Raw genomic sequence first — 17326 nt, 5'->3', positions numbered from 1 at the left:
CTCACTGATTGGCTTCTTCTGCTAGTAACGTGCGCGGTGAGGCTCGCCAAAAGCGCAGCGCAGGCAGTGCTGCAGATAACAGCGCCACGGCAATCGCGGTCGCCAGGGTGACAGCCATTTCCCAAGGGAATAGATAGAGCGGTAGGCGCCAACCAAAGGCGGCCACATTAATGATCGCCACCAAGCCCCAGGTGATCGCGATACCCAGTGGCAGTGCCAGCAGGCCGGTGACCAATGCCGCGCCCCCCAGCTGTACCAAGCTGAGTTGGGCCAGCTGTGCTCTGGGAACTCCTATTGCCCAGAGCGGTGCTAGCTGTTGGCGTCGGCTGCGGGCCTGGGCAAGCAGGCTGGCTAGCAGCGCCAGGGCTGCTACCACTAAGGTCAGTACATTTAGGGCACGGGTAATGGTAAAGGTGCGCTCGAAAATGTCAGTAGCAACACGCTTGATCTCGCGTTGATCGCTTAGTGCATCACTGCCCAGGCCAAAGCGTTCGTTAAGTGCTTCACGCAGGGCATCCACATCGGCGTTGGGATGCAGCACGACGCCCATCGAGCTAGGCGGAGCATCAAAGCGCGCGGCAAGCTGGGGCGATGCCATAAGAATCTGCCCGCTGGGATTGCCGTAATCAGGGTAAGTCGCGGCGATTGTCAGCGTTTCATAGACACCCGGCGCGCGAAGGTTTAGCTGGTCGCCGGGGGAAAGATTCTCTGCGGTGGCGAGTTGTTCGTTAACAAAAGCTGCGCCATGGTCAAAGGCTGCCCAGGCAGCTTCGCGATCTTGTTGGTTAGCCAAGAGCGGCCAATGAGGTATCAAAGATTCGCCGGGCGTAATGCCATAAAGTTCGATAGGGGTGCCTAAAGCGCGACTGACATCGGGCGTGATGATGGACTCAAGAAGGGCCTCGCTTCGCCGAGTGAGCAGGCGTTCTGATACGTCAGGGCGGTCAGCCAGCCAAGCATCAATGTCCGCATATTGCTCGGCAGGAGCATTCAAATAGAGGGGGGCGACCAAGCGCTGATCCAGCCACTCTAAAAAGGTGAGGCGAAAACCACCGACCATACTGCCGACCCCTAGATTGGTCGCCAGGGCGATGAGTAGGGCCATCATGGCAAGCGAGATCTTGGGTAGCTGTAGCTGCATATCCGCCAGTGCCCAGTGAACCAGCGGGCGTCGTCGGGCGAGATGTGTCAGCACTTTCAACGCGAGGGCTAGCAAAGGGGGGAGCCACAGGGCGCTGGCCAGCAGTAATGCGGCAACCAGCGCAAAGCCTGCCACTAAGCCATCACCTGGGGGCTGAAAGCGAAGCCAAACATACAGTGCTACCGCAACGCCCACCGCTAAAGCGCCGCCGGTACTCATCAACATTAACTGCCGACGGTAACCACTGCGCCAGGCCTGCATCTGGCCTAATTCCAGCATGTTTAAGCGCGCAGCGCGCCACAGCACGCCGCCGCCCGCCAGCAGTAGCCCACCAAGGCTAACCGCTAGCCCGCCGACCCAGTAATGCCACGGTAAGTTGAGCTCTCTACCAACGCCTGCGTCATACAGTGAGCCTAGGGTGGCCGCGACATCGGGCAGTAATAGGCGTGCCAGCCATACACCGCTGGCGATGCCAGCAGCGGCACCTATCAGGCCAAGCAGGAGTAGTTCTAGGCTGAGCGCTAGAACCAAACTACGCCCTGAGACCCCGAGTACGCGTAGGGTGCGCAGCATACCCAGGCGTTGCTCTAAGGCCAGGCCTAGCGCTGCCTGCACGATAAATAGCCCTACGACCCAAGCGAGTAGCCCCAACGCCGTAAGATTTAAGTGAAAACTTTCGGTCAGTTGACCGGGGGTAGCGATGCGTGTGGCACGGGTGAGCGTTAATCCGGTGGGAGCTTCGTTTAGCGTTCCCCGTGCAGCCACGAGGCGTGTTATTTCTTCACCGCTTTCAAGCAGTTGCGCTGCGGCGGCGATATCCATGACTAGCGTGTCCGGGGGTAGCGCTGGCGCTAATGCAAGGGGCGGGAGTGATTTGCCGTTCGCCAGGGTCGTGGTGGTCGTTAAGACATCGGGGGCTGCACGTGTTTGCCACGGCGGGGTCAGGAAGTCCGTTAACGATCTTGAGGTGTCTGCTTGGGCCAGCGGGTTATCATTGGCAAGGGTCAGCGGATCAATGCCGATCAATGTTAGCCGGGTGCCATCTTGAGTGACAATTTCACCCTCCAGCATGGGCGAAACGGGCAAGCCAGCTTGGCGTAGGGCATGATACTCCGCGCGGGTGATGGGAGCGCCATCGCGTCGCTCAAGCTGATCTAACTGGGTATCAAACATGGCATCCGCGCGGGCGTAGCTATCGCGAGCTGTGGCGTTGATGGCTTGAATGCCACTCCACAGAGCGCTAGCTACCCACAGGCCGAGCAACAGCATGGCTAATTGACCAGGATGACGTCGATAGTGGGCAAGCAGCGTTGCCACCACCGTGGGCAGCGATTTGATCATATCGCGGTGTTAATCAGTTTGCCGTGGCGCAAGCGCAGGCAGCGATCTAGCGGCGCGGCAACCTTGGGGCTATGGGTGACAACGAGTAGGGCGCACTGGGTTTCATGCACTAGGCTCAGCAGCAGTTCCAGCACTTCACCCGCGGTGGTTTCATCCAAATTGCCCGTGGGCTCATCGGCGAGTAACAGCGAAGGGCGCGGGGCTAGCGCGCGGCCAATGGCTAAACGTTGCTGCTGCCCGCCAGAAAGCTGCTCCGGGTAACGCTTTTCAAGTCCCTCAAGCCCTAGTCGCGCGATTAAGTAGGCTGTCCATTCGGTATCGTCACGGCTAGCCAAGCGCGCCTGTAGGCGGAGGTTATCGATGACCCTTAGACTGGGGACTAAGTGAAATTGTTGAAATACTAAACCCAATTGCTCGCGGCGTAGCTTGGCACGGGCGGGTTCAGCTAACGTCGCTACGTTTTGTCCTGAGAGATTGATACTGCCCTGATCGGGCAGGTCGAGCCCAGCGGCGAGATGAAGTAACGTTGATTTACCGCTTCCCGATTCGCCCATTAATGCAAGACTTTGTCCCGGTGCTAAGCGAAGAGAGACATCATCGAGTACTTTTAGCGCGCCTTGAGGCGTCGTATAGGTTTTATGGACCTGATGAAGTTCCAGCATGGGCTGCTCTTTTTGCTGAGGTAGGTCACTAATCGCAAACGGGCACTAATCGCAAACGCAGCAGACTAGTCATCAATAGGCGTAATCGGTGCGCCGCGCTCACCATACATTGCTATGTCGCCGCGCCTTGCTCGCTTGATGAAAGACATGCATGGCAGTCTGTTGACTATAAAAGGTGCCACACAAAGCTTGTTACCTAGGCAGTCGCGAGCTAAAGCTACCTCCTCCCGTTGCAGTTAGCAGGTCTAAGCGACACGGGTTTGCTCTGCTGCTTTCGATTCCGCCTTGGGGAAGCGTCGCCAGTGGCGGGGGTGAGCGAATAAGCGTTGCCCGCGGCGTAGCGCCAAGTGCTCAAAGTCAGTGTGGCGCACGGTAGCAAGCCAAGGCTGGGCGAGCCAATCAGCCTCTAGCTCCACGCGCACTTCGGCGCCCACCGGCGAGATCGCCGTGATGGTGACCGGTAGATGGCTCTCTGAGGTAGGTTGCTCGGTTAACCGCACTTCATGGGGGCGGAGCAGCAGCTCTGCATGGCCATCGGGTAGATCAACGTGCCAATAGGCGTCGCCGCAGGTGAGTACGCCGTTGGTCACTTTGCCTTCCAAATGGTTCACATCACCTAAAAACTCAAACACAAAGCGATTTTTCGGCGTGCGGTAGAGCTCATCGGGCGTATCAACCTGTTCGATGCGACCGTTGCTCATCACCACTACGCGGTCAGATAACTCCAGCGCTTCTTCCTGGTCGTGGGTGACAAAAACGCTGGTGAAATTGAGTTCATCGTGAAGATGACGCAGCCAGCGACGTAGCTCCTGGCGCACTTTGGCATCCAGTGCGCCAAACGGCTCATCCAGCAGCAATACTTCAGGCTCCACGGCCAGGGCACGGGCTAGCGATACCCGCTGCTGCTGGCCGCCCGAAAGTTGGGCAGGGTAGCGATTGGCAAGGTGCTCCAGCTTGACCATTTCAAGCAGTCTAAACACCCGGGCACGAATTTCTCCACTGCTCGGGCGGCGTTTACGCGACAGTACGGTCAGGCCAAAGGCCACATTGTCGTAGACGCTCATATGGCGAAACAGCGCGTAGTGCTGGAAAACAAAACCAATCCGCCTGTCGCGTACATGCACGTTGGTTACGTCGCGGTCGCCAAACAGGATTTTACCCGGCTGAGCGGTGCGGTCGGCATTTTCCAAGCCGGCGATAATCCGCAGCAGCGTGGTCTTGCCCGAGCCCGAAGGGCCGAGTAAGCCTACCAATTCCCCTTCGTGAATATCCAGGTTGATCGGCTCTAACGCTTGGGTATTGCCGAAGTGCTTAGCGATGTTGTGTAAGTGAATGCTCATGCAAATGCCTCCCGGCGCGCTGCGCGCCATTCCAGCCCAGCCTTGGCGGAGAGCGTCAGTAGGGCAATAAAGGCGAGTAGGGCCGCGCAGGCAAACGCCCCCACGGCGTTATAATCCTGATACAGCTGCTCAAGGTGCAGGGGTAGCGTATTGGTTTTACCGCGAATAGCGCCGGAAACCACCGAGACAGCGCCAAACTCCCCCACTGCGCGGGCGTTAGTCAGGATAACGCCATACAGCAGCGCCCAGCGGATGTTGGGCAGCGTAACGCGACGGAAGGTCGTCCAGCCGGAAGCACCCAGCGTCACGGCCGCCTCCTCTTCACGGGAGCCTTGGGCCTGCATCAACGGGATCAGTTCCCGGGCCACAAAGGGGCAGGTAACGAAAATAGTCACCATGAGGATGCCCGGCCAAGAAAACATCAGCTGAATATCATAGCCGTCCAGCCAAGTACCGATCCAGCCGTTGCGGCCATACAGCAGCAAGTAAATCAGACCCGCCACCACAGGCGATACCGCAAAGGGGATATCGATCAACGTTTGCAAAATACGCCGCCCAGGAAAGCTGAACCGCGTGACCAGCCACGCCAGGGCTACACCAAACACCAAGCACACCGGGATAGTGAGTAGCGCAATCATCAGTGTTAAGCCAATCGCGTGCAGGGTGAAGGTGTTACTAACATTGGCCCAGAAGACCATGACACCCTCAGAAAACGCCTGAGCAAAAATGGCCACCAACGGCAACAGCAAAAACAGCGCTGACAGTACCAGGGCGGCTCCTATCAGCAGGCGCCGGACAACCGGTGCATCACCAATTCGACGCATTACCCCTTACCTCCATGCAGGCGGCGCACAAAGCGGCCCTGCCAAACATTAATCGCCAGTAGCAGCGCCAGTGATACGAACAGTACGACCGAAGCGATCGCCGATGCGCCCGCATAGTCGTACTCTTGCAGCTTGACGAAGATCATCAGCGCGGTGATCTCTGTTTCATAAGGCATATTGCCAGCAATAAAAATGATCGCCCCGAACTCGCCTAACGAGCGCACAAACGCCAGCCCGGTTCCAGTCACCAAGGCAGGCCAGATATGCGGCAAGATCACGCGGCGAAAGGCGACCCCGTCAGTGGCACCCAATGACATAGCGGCTTCATCGACCTCAGCGGGCAAGTCTTCCAGTACCGGCTGCACCGTGCGCACTACAAAAGGAATGCTGGTAAACGCCATGGCCAGGGCTATACCCACCCAGGTGTAAGCGACTTGAAACCCTAGCGGCTCCAATAAACCACCCATCCAGCCACTGCTGGCGTACAGCGTTGCGAGCGTAATGCCCGCCACCGCGGTGGGCAGCGCGAAGGGGAGGTCCATTAAAGCATCGAGTAAGCGCTTGCCAGGGAAGTCATAGCGAACTAGCACCCACGCCAGTAATAAACCAAATATGGCGTTGATAATCGCTGCAACGGCTGCCGCGCCAATGGTGACCATATAGCTGGCGACCACGCGCCCTTCGGTAATGATCGCCCAGTATTCGGCGAGGCTAAGCCCTGCTAACTGGCCAAACAGGCCGGTAATCGGCAGCAGCAGTACCAGCGAGATAAACAGTACGCTGATACCCATAGAAAGGCCAAAACCCGGCAGCACGCGTGTGCTGCCGGTTCGCCAGGTGGCAAGTTGACTCATAGTTCAGGCTGGCTCATGAGTGAATATTAGCGGCGCTGTAGCTGATCAAGAAGGGCGCCACCCTCAAAGTGGGTTTCCATCGCCTCGTCCCAGCTACCAAATACTTCATCTACCTCAAGTAGTTCGGTTTCCGGGAACTGGTCGGCGAACTCTTCAACCACGGTCTCGTTATGCACCCGGTAGTTGAAGCCTGCCAGCAGGCGCTGAGTCTCTTCCGTGTAGAGGTACTCAAGATAGCTTTGGGCCAGATCGCTGTTACCGTTGCGCTCAGCGTTTTCGCCGACTACTGCAACAGGGAACTCAGCCAAGATGCTGACCGGTGGCACAATCACTTCGTAATCGTCGCTGCCGTACTCGCCGCGGATGTTATTAACTTCAGACTCGAAGCTAATCAGCACATCGCCAATTTCACGCTCGATAAAGCTGGTGGTGGCACCACGACCGCCGGTATCAAACACCGCTACATTGGCTAAGAAGGTACGCATGAATTCTTCAATTTGCTCTTCATCGCCATCGAACTCGTTCTCGGCAAAGCCCCAGGCGGCTAAGTAAGTATAGCGCCCGTTACCCGAGGTTTTCGGATTGGGGAAGACCATCTGCACATCTTCTTTGACTAAATCGTCCCAGCTCTCAATACCTTTAGGGTTGCCCTTACGCACTAGGAAAGCAGTGGTGGAGTAGTAGGGCGAGGCATTATTTTCAAAGGCATCTTGCCAATCTTCGGCTACCAGCCCTGCATCGGCGAGTACCTGTACGTCGGTCACCTGATTAAAGGTCACCACATCGGCACGCAGGCCCTGAAGGATGGCACGCGCTTGGGCTGAAGAACCGCCGTGAGACTGGCTAATGGCAATCTCCTCACCATGCTCTTCCTGCCACCAGGCTTGAAACTCTGGGTTGATCGCGGCAAACAGCTCGCGAGCGATATCGTAAGACGAGTTCAGTAGCTCCCGCTCTTGGGCGGCGGCGGTTCCACTCACCGTAACGCCTAATGCAATGGCAATCAGGCTGCGGCGGAAAATTGTTGGCAGTGCCATAGAGAAACTCCTTAAAAACAGTCGGCGCTTAATGTCGCAATATTGGCAAGATTAAATCTATCAATGTGGAATTACAATCATGTTTTATATTCTATTTAAGAATATGTGTGTGATGAGTTGCGCAGACACTGATACGTGGTTCTGCTAAGCGGCTCTGATAAGATAGCGGCCTGACTTTGCTCTCTTGCCTGCATACTCGCGGGTGTGCCGAGTGACTACTCTTCGTCTAATGATTGATAAGCAGGAATGGAATATGACCGCTGTGCAGGATTTCTTGATTGCCCCCTCTATTTTATCGGCTGACTTTGCCCGGCTGGGCGAGGAGGTGGATAACGTGCTGGCTGCAGGCGCGGATGTGGTGCACTTCGACGTCATGGATAATCACTATGTGCCCAACCTAACCATTGGCCCCATGGTGTGCAAAGCACTGCGTAAGCACGGGGTGACCGCGCCCATTGATGTGCATTTGATGGTGAAACCGGTAGACCGCATGATCAGTGAGTTTATTGAAGCGGGCGCCAGCTATATTACCTTTCACCCCGAAGCGTCTGAACACGTTGACCGCTCGCTGCAGTTGATCCGTGATGGTGGCTGTAAAGCCGGCCTGGTATTTAATCCCGCCACACCGCTCTCCTACCTCGACTATGTGATGGATAAAGTCGATATGGTGCTGCTGATGAGCGTTAACCCAGGTTTTGGCGGGCAATCCTTTATTCCCGGCACGCTCAATAAGCTGCGCGAAGCGCGGGCGAGGATTGATGCGTCAGAATTTGATATGCGCCTGGAAATCGACGGTGGGGTGAAAGTGGATAATATCGCCGAGATCGCCGCAGCGGGCGCCGATACCTTCGTGGCGGGTTCCGCCATATTCAGTGCCCACCAGGCCAGCGACCCGCACGGCTATGACACGGTGATCAAGCAGATGCGGGCGGCGCTGGCCAAGTAATAAGCGAGCGTCGTTTAGTGCAGTTTCATGCGCGGCTTTAAATAGCGATTAAGCTTATCGACCAGCCACGCTAGCCCCGTCTTCGGCGCCCCATGGATAGAGAGCTGGTGCATCCGATAGAGCGACGCATAGGCTTGGCGAGCCAGCCAACCCTCTAAAAAAAGGCCGCGGGAGGCGGAGCTGCGCATCAAATTACCTACCGCATCGTAGCGGGCCAGCGATACCAGTGAGCCATGGTCGCGGTAGCGGAAGTCGGCTAGCGGTTTGCCTTCCAGTTGATTGACCAGGTTTTTGGCGAGCAGCTTCGCCTGCTGGTGAGCCGCCTGGGCGCGCGGCGGAACGGTGCTATCTTCCCCCATTGGGCAACTGGCGCAGTCGCCTAGGGCAAAAATTTTCTCATCATCGACGCTTTGTAGGGTGCTTTTTACTTCAATTTGGTTCTTCTTATTCGTTGTCAGGCCTAGCTCCGCCAAAAACGGTGGCGCTTTGATACCCGCTGCCCACACGTTGATGTCGGTCTTAATCACTTCATCGTCACCGGTAATTAACTGATGTGCCTGAGCTTCTTTAATCGCGGTGTCGGTGTGGATGGTGACGCCCATGCTCTCAAGCTCTGTTTTAACCGTTTGGCTAACCCGCTCGGAAAGCCCCGGTAGCAAACGCGGCGCCGCTTCCAGCAGGTGAACGCTGATTTGCTGGTTATCTAATGCCGTCACTCCATAGGCATTGAGCATGCGCGAAGCGTCAAACAATTCGGCCGCAAGCTCTACCCCCGTCGCGCCGCCGCCCACGATGCCAATGGTCAACTGAGTATGCTGGCGTAGATTGGGGTCGGTATAGCGCAGAAAGGTGTTGATCATATCGCGCTGGAACGCTTTGGCCTGCTCGGGCGAATCAATAAAGTGGCAGTGCTCCGCCACGCCGGGCGTGCCGAAATCGTTGGAAACGCTGCCTATGGCCATGACCAGATAGTCGTAGGCAAGCTCGCGGGCGGGTAGCACCTCTTGCCCATCTTCGTCATAGATCGGCGATAATTGCAGCGTCTGCTGCTCACGATCTACGCCGGTGAGCGAGCCACGCTGATAGCGGTAGAAGTGGGCCGATGAGTGTCCGCGAAGATCCACCTCGTCCATGCTGGAATTGAGTACGCCGGTGGCCAGTTCGTGGAGCAGCGGTTTCCATACGTGGGTGGTATTGCGATCCAGCAGCACAATTTCTGCGCGTTTGCGCTTACCCAAGGTACGGCCTAATCGTGTGGCAAGGGCTAAACCGCCAGCACCTGCGCCGACAATCACGATTCTGGGAGTGGGCATATCACTACCTCCTTAACTAAATTAGCCCCAGCATAGAAGGTTCTTACGCTGCTGACTAATGCGAACGTTTGCTCTAAGCAGGTAAGATGGTTTTCTAATCGAGATGAGGCAGAGAGCATTGAAGGTGCATCCAACACACTATTCAGAGTTACACACAATACTACAGGGTAAACGGCTAGTTGCGTTTGACTTGGATGGCACGCTGATTGATTCAGTGCCCGACCTTTCCTCCGCAGTGGGGAAGATGTTAAACGACCTTGACCTGCCAGAGCCGGGCGAAGCAAAAGTCCGAGACTGGGTCGGCAATGGGGCGCCGGTATTAGTGGAAAGGGCGCTGGCCTGGGCGTTGCAGGAAACCCCTGAGCCAACGCCTTGTTCCGAACGACAACAGCGCGCCTATGATGCGTTTATGGCCCACTACGGCGCTGCACCCAATACCCTGACAACGCTCTACCCTGGGGTAAAGCAAGCACTACGGGCGCTGCATCAGCAGGGTATGACGCTGGTGCTGATCACCAATAAGCCAGAGCGCTTTATTGAGCCGCTGCTAAAGCACTTTGAGCTGCGGGACTTTTTTACCCTATGGGTCGGCGGAGATTCGCTAGCCGAAAAGAAGCCCCACCCTTTGCCGCTGCTGCACGCTGCGCAACACTGCCAAATACCGCCAGCGGAGTGTGTGATGGTCGGCGATTCACGTCACGATATTGCTGCCGGTAAGGCGGCGGGCTTTACCACCCTGGCGCTACCTTACGGTTATAATCACGGTGAGCCGATTGAAAACAGTCACCCCGATTTAGTGCTCGGCTCGTTAACCGAATTGTTAATAACCACTCCCAGATAAGCCAGGCGATGGTTGAATCGGCAAGGGCCTGGTTACTCAGCTGTAGCGCCCCCTAGAGCGGTGTGCATGACCTCTGCATTATGGTGCAGCATATCTGCGTAGTTGGCCGCCGGGCCGTCTGCACCGCTCAGCGAGTCGACATATAGCGGGCCTGCCAGGGGAAGCGATGCTTCCCGTGACAGGGCGTCCATATGAATGCTGGGCGTGGTGCTTTCAAAAAACAGCGCTGGAGGGCGAGGGCGATTATTAGCAAGATATTCGCTCATCTTGGCCATGGCCTCGGCGCTGCCTTGGGTTTCGTGATTAACGCCCCACACCCCCTGGGCTTCAAAGGCGTAGGCTCGGGCGAAATAGCCAAAACCTGCTTCGCTGGTCAGTAACGTGCGGTTAGTTTGTGGAATCCCCTCGAGGCGCTCTTTCACCGCTAGATTAAGATTATCCAGCGCCTGGCGTGCCTCTTCAGCCCGGCTATAAAACTCGTCGGCCTGGTCGGGAAGATGCTTGGCCAGGGTCTCGGCAATGACATCAATGTAGGCCGCAGCTCCCTCTGGATCCATCCACATGTGTGGGTCTGGCTCGCCCTGATGCGCGCCAGTCGAGATCATCAGCGGTGTGTAGTCGGCCTTTCTGGCCACTTCCACGAGCGTTAGCTCATCGTCAGACATCGCTTCAATATGGCGTATCCACGGTTCTAGCCCAAGTCCGTTATAAAACACGATATGGGTCTCTTCGAGTGCCAGGACGTTGGGCGGGGTTAGCTCCCAGCGGTGAACATCTTCTCCTCGTGGAACGATGACGTTGACGCTTACCGTATCGCCTGCCAAGCGTTTGACCAATTCCTCCATGACTGAAAAAGAGGCAATAACGCGTAATGTTGTGTTGGCATAGGCTGGCGCAGTGCTTATCAGCGCGACGAATAAGAGCGTACACACCCAGGTAACCCACTTTGACATCCCACGCTCCTAACTGGCTAAAAAAACTATCGAAAAAAGACGGCAGATAATAAAGACTGCGGTGGCCCGTTGCCAGTTCCAATGCAACGACAGGCCGCAGAAGGTATTACCCAAGGGAGGATTACCTACAGGGAAAAGTGCCACTATGCTTAACAGTTTTACACTCCTAAGCATAGCGTGCCTAATGACTGAGCGAACGGTTTCTTCTGTCGCTGTTGGTGAGCCCCTTTTATGGGGCGGTGCGCAAGCTCGCTGGGAGAACTTCTTACCATTCCTACCCGGCGCGGCACTTAACCCCTGCAACGCAGCGCCCGGTTGCGGTATCATCAAGTCATTAGCGGTTTCATCTGTGATCTGAATGACGCAACGGAGTAAGTGGGGCAATGGCGCAAGCTCAGTGGGTGCAGAAGCTGTCAGCGCAGAATCAGCCAGCACGTAAAGTGGTCATGATCGATAATTATGACAGTTTCACGTTCAACATCGTCCAGTACCTGGGTGAGCTGGGCGCGGAAGTGATCACTCACCTCAATGACGACATCACCATTGAGCAAATCGAAGCGCTGGTGCCGACGCATTTGGTGGTATCACCAGGGCCATGCACGCCCAACGAGGCGGGAATCTCCATGGCCGCCATCAAACACTTTGCAGGCAAGCTACCTATTTTAGGTGTCTGCCTGGGCCATCAGGCCATTGGGCAGGTATTTGGTGGCAAAGTCGTGCGCGCCCCACAGGTCATGCACGGCAAAACCTCTGCTGTGCTGCACGCTAACCACGGCGTATTTGAAGGGCTGGATAACCCGGTTGAGGTTACCCGCTATCACTCTCTGGTCGTCGATAAAGCGAGCCTGCCTGACTGTTTGGAAGTCACTGCCTGGACAGGTGATGACGACGTGACTCCCGGTTTAGTCATGGGGTTTCGTCACCGCGAGCTGGATATTGAAGGGGTGCAGTTTCACCCTGAGTCGATTCTTACCCGCCAAGGCCATGAGCTGTTGGCCAACTTTTTAAAACGCGGCTAATGGCCGGTTTCACACGCTTTTAGGGGCCCCTCTGCTCATGCAAATGCGAGATGCGATTAATGCGGTGATGCGCCGCGAAGACCTCTCTTTCGATGCCATGCACGCCTTGATGCGCCAGATCATGACCGGCGATGCTTCTGACGCGCAAATTGGCGGCCTGCTGGTCGGTTTAGCCATGAAGGGCGAAAGTGCCGTTGAAATTAGCGCCGCCGCGCAGGTAATGCGCGAGCTAATGAAGCGCGTTGAACTGAATGCCGAAAACATCGTGGATATCGTCGGCACCGGTGGTGATGGCGCCAACCTGTTTAACGTTTCCACCGCTGCCAGTTTTGTCGCCGCGGCCGCTGGTGCCCATGTCGCTAAACACGGTAATCGTAGCGTTTCGTCGTCGTCGGGCAGCGCGGATCTGTTCGATGTGGCGGGTATCTACCTGGATCTCAAACCTGACCAGGTAGCGCGCTGTATTGAGCAGGTGGGCGTAGGCTTTATGTTTGCACCCAACCACCATCCGGCCATGCGCTATGCCATTGGCCCGCGCCGGGAAATGGGCGTACGCACGCTGTTTAATATTTTGGGCCCGCTGACCAATCCTGCTGGCGCCCCCAATCAAGTACTGGGTGTTTACGCTGCTGAATTAGTGCCGCTGATGGCAGAAGTGCTTAAAACCTTGGGCAGCCGCCACGTGATGGTGGTGCATTCAGATGACGGACTGGATGAAATCTCCCTCGCCAGCCCCACCTTAGTGGCCGAGCTAAAAGACGGTGAAATCACCCAGTACACCATTACGCCTGAGGAGCTGGGTATCGAGCGTCAGAGCCTGGCAACGCTGAAGGCCAATAGTGCGGAAGATAGCCTGCGCTTGGTCAAAGCCGCGCTTTCCGGTGAAGGCGCCGCTGCGGATATGGTTGCGCTTAACGCCGGGGCCGCGCTCTACTGTTCAGGCGTCGCGGATACCTTAAAAGAGGGGGTGATGGTGGCTCAGGATGCGCAAGCCTCCAAACTGCCGCTTGAGAAGCTTAAAGAGCTTTCGCACTTCACCAGCGTTTTTAAGCAGTAGGTTCTTAAACAAGATAAGTTTTAAAAAAAGAGATCACCATGACTCAACAGGCAACGCCAACTATTTTAACGCGCATTCTGGCTCGCAAAGATCAAGAGGTGGCTGAGCGTCGTCAAGCGGTCTCGGAATCCGATCTGCTCGCCCTCGGGGAGCAGCAGAGTGCCCCGCGCGGCTTTATTGAGGCGCTTAATACACGCATCGCGGCGGGTGATCCGGCGATTATCGCCGAGGTCAAAAAAGCCTCGCCCTCAAAAGGGGTGATTCGTGAAGAGTTTCACCCCTCGGATATTGCTAAAAGCTATGCGCAAGGGGGCGCTGCCTGTCTCTCCGTGCTTACCGACGCCGACTTTTTCCAAGGCCACGAAGACTATCTCATTGCCGCTCGGGATGTCTGCACGCTGCCGGTGATTCGCAAAGACTTTATCACCCATGGCTATCAGGTCTCGGAAGCCCGCTCGATAGGGGCGGATTGTATTTTATTGATAGTGGCCGCCCTGGACGACGCACAGCTGCGTGACCTGAATCAGCAAGCCATTGCACTTGGCATGGACGTGCTGGTCGAAGTCCACGATGCCGATGAGCTTGAGCGTGCCCTGGCGCTGGATCTAAAGCTGGTGGGCATCAACAACCGCAACCTGCATACCTTTGAAACCAGCCTGAATACGACCCTGGATCTACTGCCGCGCATTCCTGAAGGCGTCACGGTGATTACCGAATCGGGTATTCATACCCGCGATGACGTTGAGCTGATGCGTGACCACAACGTTAACGGGTTCCTGGTTGGCGAAGCCTTTATGCGCGAAAGTGATCCGGGTTTGGCACTTAAGCGTTTGTTTTTCTAAATCACCCGCCTTTAGCTCGCCGCCCGTTTGGTTTTCCAACTGAGCACGGCAACGGTAAGGGCTGGCAAGAAGGTAACGGTGACCATTGCCGTACCGAGCAGCCCAAATAGCACAATGGCACCGACGCCGCGGTAAAGCTCGGTGCCTTCCCCGGGTAGAAACACCAGCGGCGAAAGCCCGCACAGGGTGGTGAGCGTCGTCATGGCAATCGGCCGTAAGCGACTCTCTACCGCCTGCTGAACGGCTTCCCTCACCCCCATGCTTGCCGTGCGCAGATTCTCCCTCGCCTGATGAACCACCAGTATCGGGTTGTTGACCACCGTCCCCATCAGAATCAAAAAGCCCAGCATGGTGATCATATCAAACGGCTGACTAATGGCATTCAAGCCAATTTTCGGCAGTTGAGCGCCCACCGTATTCATCAGCCATAGCCCCACGATCCCTCCTGCTGCGCCTAACGGAATAGTGGCGAGGATCAGCAGCGGGTAACCCCAGTGGGCAAAAATCGCCACCAGCAGCAGATACACAATCGCCAACGCGATTAACGCATTGCCGGTAAGTGCCCGGCGGGTGGCGTCCAACTGATCGCCCGCGCCGGTCACGCTGACATTAATGTTGGTGGGTATGACGCCCTCATCGCGCAGTGGGTCAATCACCTCATCCTGCATTTGCTCGATACCGGCTTCCAGTGCCACGCTGCGGGATGGAATAACGTCCAGCGTGACGCTGCGGCGACCATCCACCCGCCGCAGCGTAGCCGTTCCCACGGTTTCGCGAATTTCGGCAAGGGTGTTGAGCGGAACGCTCACCCCAGAAGGGGTATAAATAGGCAGGGTGGCAAGGGCATCCAGGTCGATATCGCCGGCCTCGGGGCCATAGCCGTAAAGGTCAATTTTCTCGTCGTCGAGATAAAAGTCATCCAGGTAGGCGCCGTTGGTGAGCACCGCGACGGTAGTGCCCAGGGCGTTGGTATCAAGGCCGACTTCTGCGGCGCGCTCCCAATTGGGGTACACCTCAATCAGCGGCTGGCCAAGATCCAGAGCGGAGGGGCGCGACTGAATGCGCGGGTTGTCGAACACTGTCTGGGCGCGCTGATAAATCGCATTGGCGGTGGTGTAGAGTTCGTTTAGATCGTTGCCGGCAATATCCAACGTGATGCTGCGCGTACCGCCGTCATTGCTGGAGATAATCGAGCCGCGGGCGGCAAAGGAGCGCATGTCCGGGTATTTCTCAAAGCGCCGGGTGAGGGCGTCCATCAAGGCTTCAATATGGGTGGGGTCGATGGTTTCAGCAATGATCCGCAGGCTTTGGGCTTCGGCTTGAATGCCCATGGTGCGAATCGGCGGGATGTCGGTATCGCCGCGTACGAAACGCTCAGGCTCAGCGCCCACATGGGGTTCCAGCTCCTGCTGCAGTGTTTGAGCAATCGCATCCATAGTCGCCAGGTTGTAACTCGCCGGGGCGTTCATGCTGGCGAAAGTCTTGGCCTCTTCGCCTTCGGGCAGGTACTCCGCCGGGGGCGTCAGCCAGACAAAAATACCGATACCACCCACGATGCCCAGGACGATAGCGAGAAAGCGCCTGAAAGTCGTGCGGATCATGCCATCAACCACCCATAGGCAGCCGCGTACCCAGCGCGGCGATGAGGTTGAGGCGCTCTCCTTGCCGCGAAAATCGATATGCGCGCCCAAGGTGGGAATAACGGTAATGGCGACCACCATGGAGACAATAATCGAGGTCGAGATGGCCACCGCAATATCGGAGTAGAGCTGCCCGGCTTCCTGCTGAATAAAGAAGATCGGCACAAAGACTAAAATAGTGGTGAGCGTTGAGGCCAGCACCGCGGGCCATACCTGCTTGACGCCCTCGAGAGCCGCTTCAAAGCGCGCCAGGCCACGGCGGCGCTGGGTCTCAATGCTCTCTAACACGACGATGGTGTTGTCTATCGTCATGCCAATGGCGAAAGCGACACCCGCCAGCGAAATAACGTTGAGCGTGCGGCCTGCCAGCAGCAGGCCTAAAAAGGCGGCGATGGTGCAGATAGGGATGCCGATAACTCCGGCCATGGTGGCGCGGGCAGAGCGCAGGAAGGCGTACATCACCAAGGTGGCAAACAGCGCACCAAGGCCCAGGTTGACCCAAACATTGGCAATCGATGACTCCACGTAGCGCACGTCGTCGCTGGAGAGCGTCATGCGCATGCCCTGCTCGGCTAGTAGACCTTCATTAAGCGCCGCGACTTCGTCGAGCATGGCGCGCTTGATATCAATCACATTGGCGCCCGGTTCCCGTCGCACCTGCACGCTCAGTACCGGCTGACCATCCGAGCTGTAAGCGCGAGAGGTGAGTTCGGCATAGGATTGGCGCACTTCGGCCACATCGCTCAACCGGGTAACCGCGTCACCGTCGCGGATGAGGATCAGCGCTTCAAGGCTCTCCACATCCTCAAAACGGCCCACGGTACGCAGCAGGTAGCGGCGTTTACCGCTCTCGAGGTTACCGCCGGAGACATCCTGGTTGCGGGCCTGAAGGGCGGCCTGAATATCAGCGATACTCAGTTCACGGGCGACCAGCGCTTCGGGGTCGATCAGTAGCTGCATTTGCCGCTCTGCACCACCGGAAACCGTGACTTCCGATACGCCGGCAACGCTCTCCAGGCGCGGGCGGACATTATCTTCCAGGTAGTCGCGCATGGCAGGCATGTCGAGCTGGCGGGGGTTACCCTCACGGGGGCCAACGTTAAAGTACATAAAGGCGTTGGCGGAGAAGGAGTTGGCGACGATGCGCGGCTGGTCGACGTTGTTGGGGTAGGAGGGCACCTGACTTAGCGCGTTGTTAACCCGAATCAAGGTTTCGGTGAGATCGACGCCAAACGGGAACTCCAGCTCGATTTCGGCGCTGCCGCTGCTGGCGGTGGACTCCATGCGCTGCAGGTTGGGCACATTACGCAGGAACTCCTCCTGCTCAATCAAGATATCCTTTTCGATATCCTGCGGCGTCGCTCCAGGCCACTGAGTCTCGATGCCCACCACGCGGGTTTCCAGGTCGGGAATCATCTGTACCGGAATACGCCAGATGGCGGCGATACCCAGAATCAACAGGATCAGCGTAATAACGCTAACCAAGATGCCGTGACGAATAATGGCGGCAAACATA

14 protein-coding genes are annotated in these 17326 nt (G+C 56.8%); 5 read left to right on the top strand and 9 right to left on the bottom strand.

Going from position 1 to position 17326, the window contains the following annotated elements:
- Position 1: 1 nt before the first annotated feature.
- The 6 genes from HZS80_RS06085 to cysP all read right to left on the bottom strand — a co-directional run bounded on the left by HZS80_RS06085 (position 2) and on the right by cysP (position 7199).
- On the bottom strand, positions 2–2482 hold the full coding sequence (locus HZS80_RS06085; protein WP_179915456.1) for an ABC transporter permease: 2481 nt from the start codon (positions 2480–2482) through the stop codon (positions 2–4).
- A complete protein-coding gene (locus tag HZS80_RS06080) occupies positions 2479–3144 on the bottom strand; it encodes an ABC transporter ATP-binding protein (protein ID WP_179915455.1) in 666 nt (221 codons plus the stop codon). The genes HZS80_RS06085 and HZS80_RS06080 overlap by 4 nt, the downstream gene beginning before the upstream one ends.
- Positions 3145–3389: 245 nt before the next feature.
- Positions 3390–4484: a sulfate/molybdate ABC transporter ATP-binding protein gene (locus HZS80_RS06075; protein WP_179915454.1), complete on the bottom strand. Its 1095-nt coding sequence runs from the start codon at positions 4482–4484 to the stop codon at positions 3390–3392.
- The gene (cysW, locus tag HZS80_RS06070; RefSeq protein WP_179915453.1) at positions 4481–5308 is read right to left on the bottom strand and encodes a sulfate ABC transporter permease subunit CysW; all 828 of its coding nucleotides are present in this window, start codon (positions 5306–5308) and stop codon (positions 4481–4483) included. The genes HZS80_RS06075 and cysW overlap by 4 nt, the downstream gene beginning before the upstream one ends.
- Complete coding sequence (gene cysT / locus HZS80_RS06065) at positions 5308–6162, bottom strand: sulfate ABC transporter permease subunit CysT (protein WP_179915452.1); 855 nt, start codon at positions 6160–6162, stop codon at positions 5308–5310. The genes cysW and cysT overlap by 1 nt, the downstream gene beginning before the upstream one ends.
- A gap of 26 nt (positions 6163–6188) precedes the next feature.
- Positions 6189–7199: a thiosulfate ABC transporter substrate-binding protein CysP gene (gene cysP / locus HZS80_RS06060; RefSeq protein ID WP_179915451.1), complete on the bottom strand. Its 1011-nt coding sequence runs from the start codon at positions 7197–7199 to the stop codon at positions 6189–6191.
- Positions 7200–7452: 253 nt separating this feature from the next.
- On the opposite strand from cysP, the gene rpe reads away from it, so the two are divergent.
- The gene (rpe, locus tag HZS80_RS06055; protein WP_179915450.1) at positions 7453–8145 is read left to right on the top strand and encodes a ribulose-phosphate 3-epimerase; all 693 of its coding nucleotides are present in this window, start codon (positions 7453–7455) and stop codon (positions 8143–8145) included.
- A 14-nt stretch (positions 8146–8159) separates the two neighbouring features.
- On the opposite strand, the gene HZS80_RS06050 is transcribed toward rpe, so the two are convergent.
- Positions 8160–9458 carry an NAD(P)/FAD-dependent oxidoreductase gene (locus tag HZS80_RS06050; RefSeq protein WP_179915449.1) on the bottom strand — a complete coding sequence of 433 codons (1299 nt, stop codon included), beginning with the start codon at positions 9456–9458 and terminating at the stop codon, positions 8160–8162.
- Between the two features lie 103 nt (positions 9459–9561).
- On the opposite strand from HZS80_RS06050, the gene HZS80_RS06045 reads away from it, so the two are divergent.
- Positions 9562–10299 (top strand): phosphoglycolate phosphatase, encoded by a 738-nt coding sequence (locus HZS80_RS06045; protein WP_179915448.1) that lies wholly within the window; start codon positions 9562–9564, stop codon positions 10297–10299.
- A gap of 32 nt (positions 10300–10331) precedes the next feature.
- Here the strand turns inward: HZS80_RS06045 and HZS80_RS06040 are convergent, their stop codons facing one another.
- On the bottom strand, positions 10332–11252 hold the full coding sequence (locus HZS80_RS06040; RefSeq protein WP_179915447.1) for a metal ABC transporter substrate-binding protein: 921 nt from the start codon (positions 11250–11252) through the stop codon (positions 10332–10334).
- A gap of 383 nt (positions 11253–11635) precedes the next feature.
- On the opposite strand from HZS80_RS06040, the gene HZS80_RS06035 reads away from it, so the two are divergent.
- Genes HZS80_RS06035 through trpC form a run of 3 tightly spaced genes read left to right on the top strand, consistent with a single transcriptional unit; the run spans position 11636 to position 14170 of the window.
- Positions 11636–12271, top strand: a complete 636-nt coding sequence (locus HZS80_RS06035; protein WP_045812138.1) for an anthranilate synthase component II — start codon at positions 11636–11638, stop codon at positions 12269–12271.
- 37 nt (positions 12272–12308) lie between these two features.
- The gene (gene trpD, locus HZS80_RS06030; protein WP_035566667.1) at positions 12309–13328 is read left to right on the top strand and encodes an anthranilate phosphoribosyltransferase; all 1020 of its coding nucleotides are present in this window, start codon (positions 12309–12311) and stop codon (positions 13326–13328) included.
- Positions 13329–13366: 38 nt separating this feature from the next.
- Positions 13367–14170 (top strand): indole-3-glycerol phosphate synthase TrpC, encoded by an 804-nt coding sequence (gene trpC / locus HZS80_RS06025; protein ID WP_035566664.1) that lies wholly within the window; start codon positions 13367–13369, stop codon positions 14168–14170.
- An 11-nt stretch (positions 14171–14181) separates the two neighbouring features.
- Here trpC and HZS80_RS06020 read toward each other — a convergent pair whose 3' ends face one another.
- Positions 14182–17325 carry an efflux RND transporter permease subunit gene (locus HZS80_RS06020; RefSeq protein WP_179915446.1) on the bottom strand — a complete coding sequence of 1048 codons (3144 nt, stop codon included), beginning with the start codon at positions 17323–17325 and terminating at the stop codon, positions 14182–14184.
- Between the last annotated feature and the right edge of the window lies 1 nt (position 17326).

The organism is Vreelandella glaciei (genome assembly GCF_013415125.1).
GTDB classification, from domain to species: Bacteria; Pseudomonadota; Gammaproteobacteria; order Pseudomonadales; family Halomonadaceae; genus Vreelandella; species Vreelandella glaciei.
Note: the sequence above shows the minus strand (reverse complement) of the source record. Positions and strands in the feature narration are given on the sequence as shown.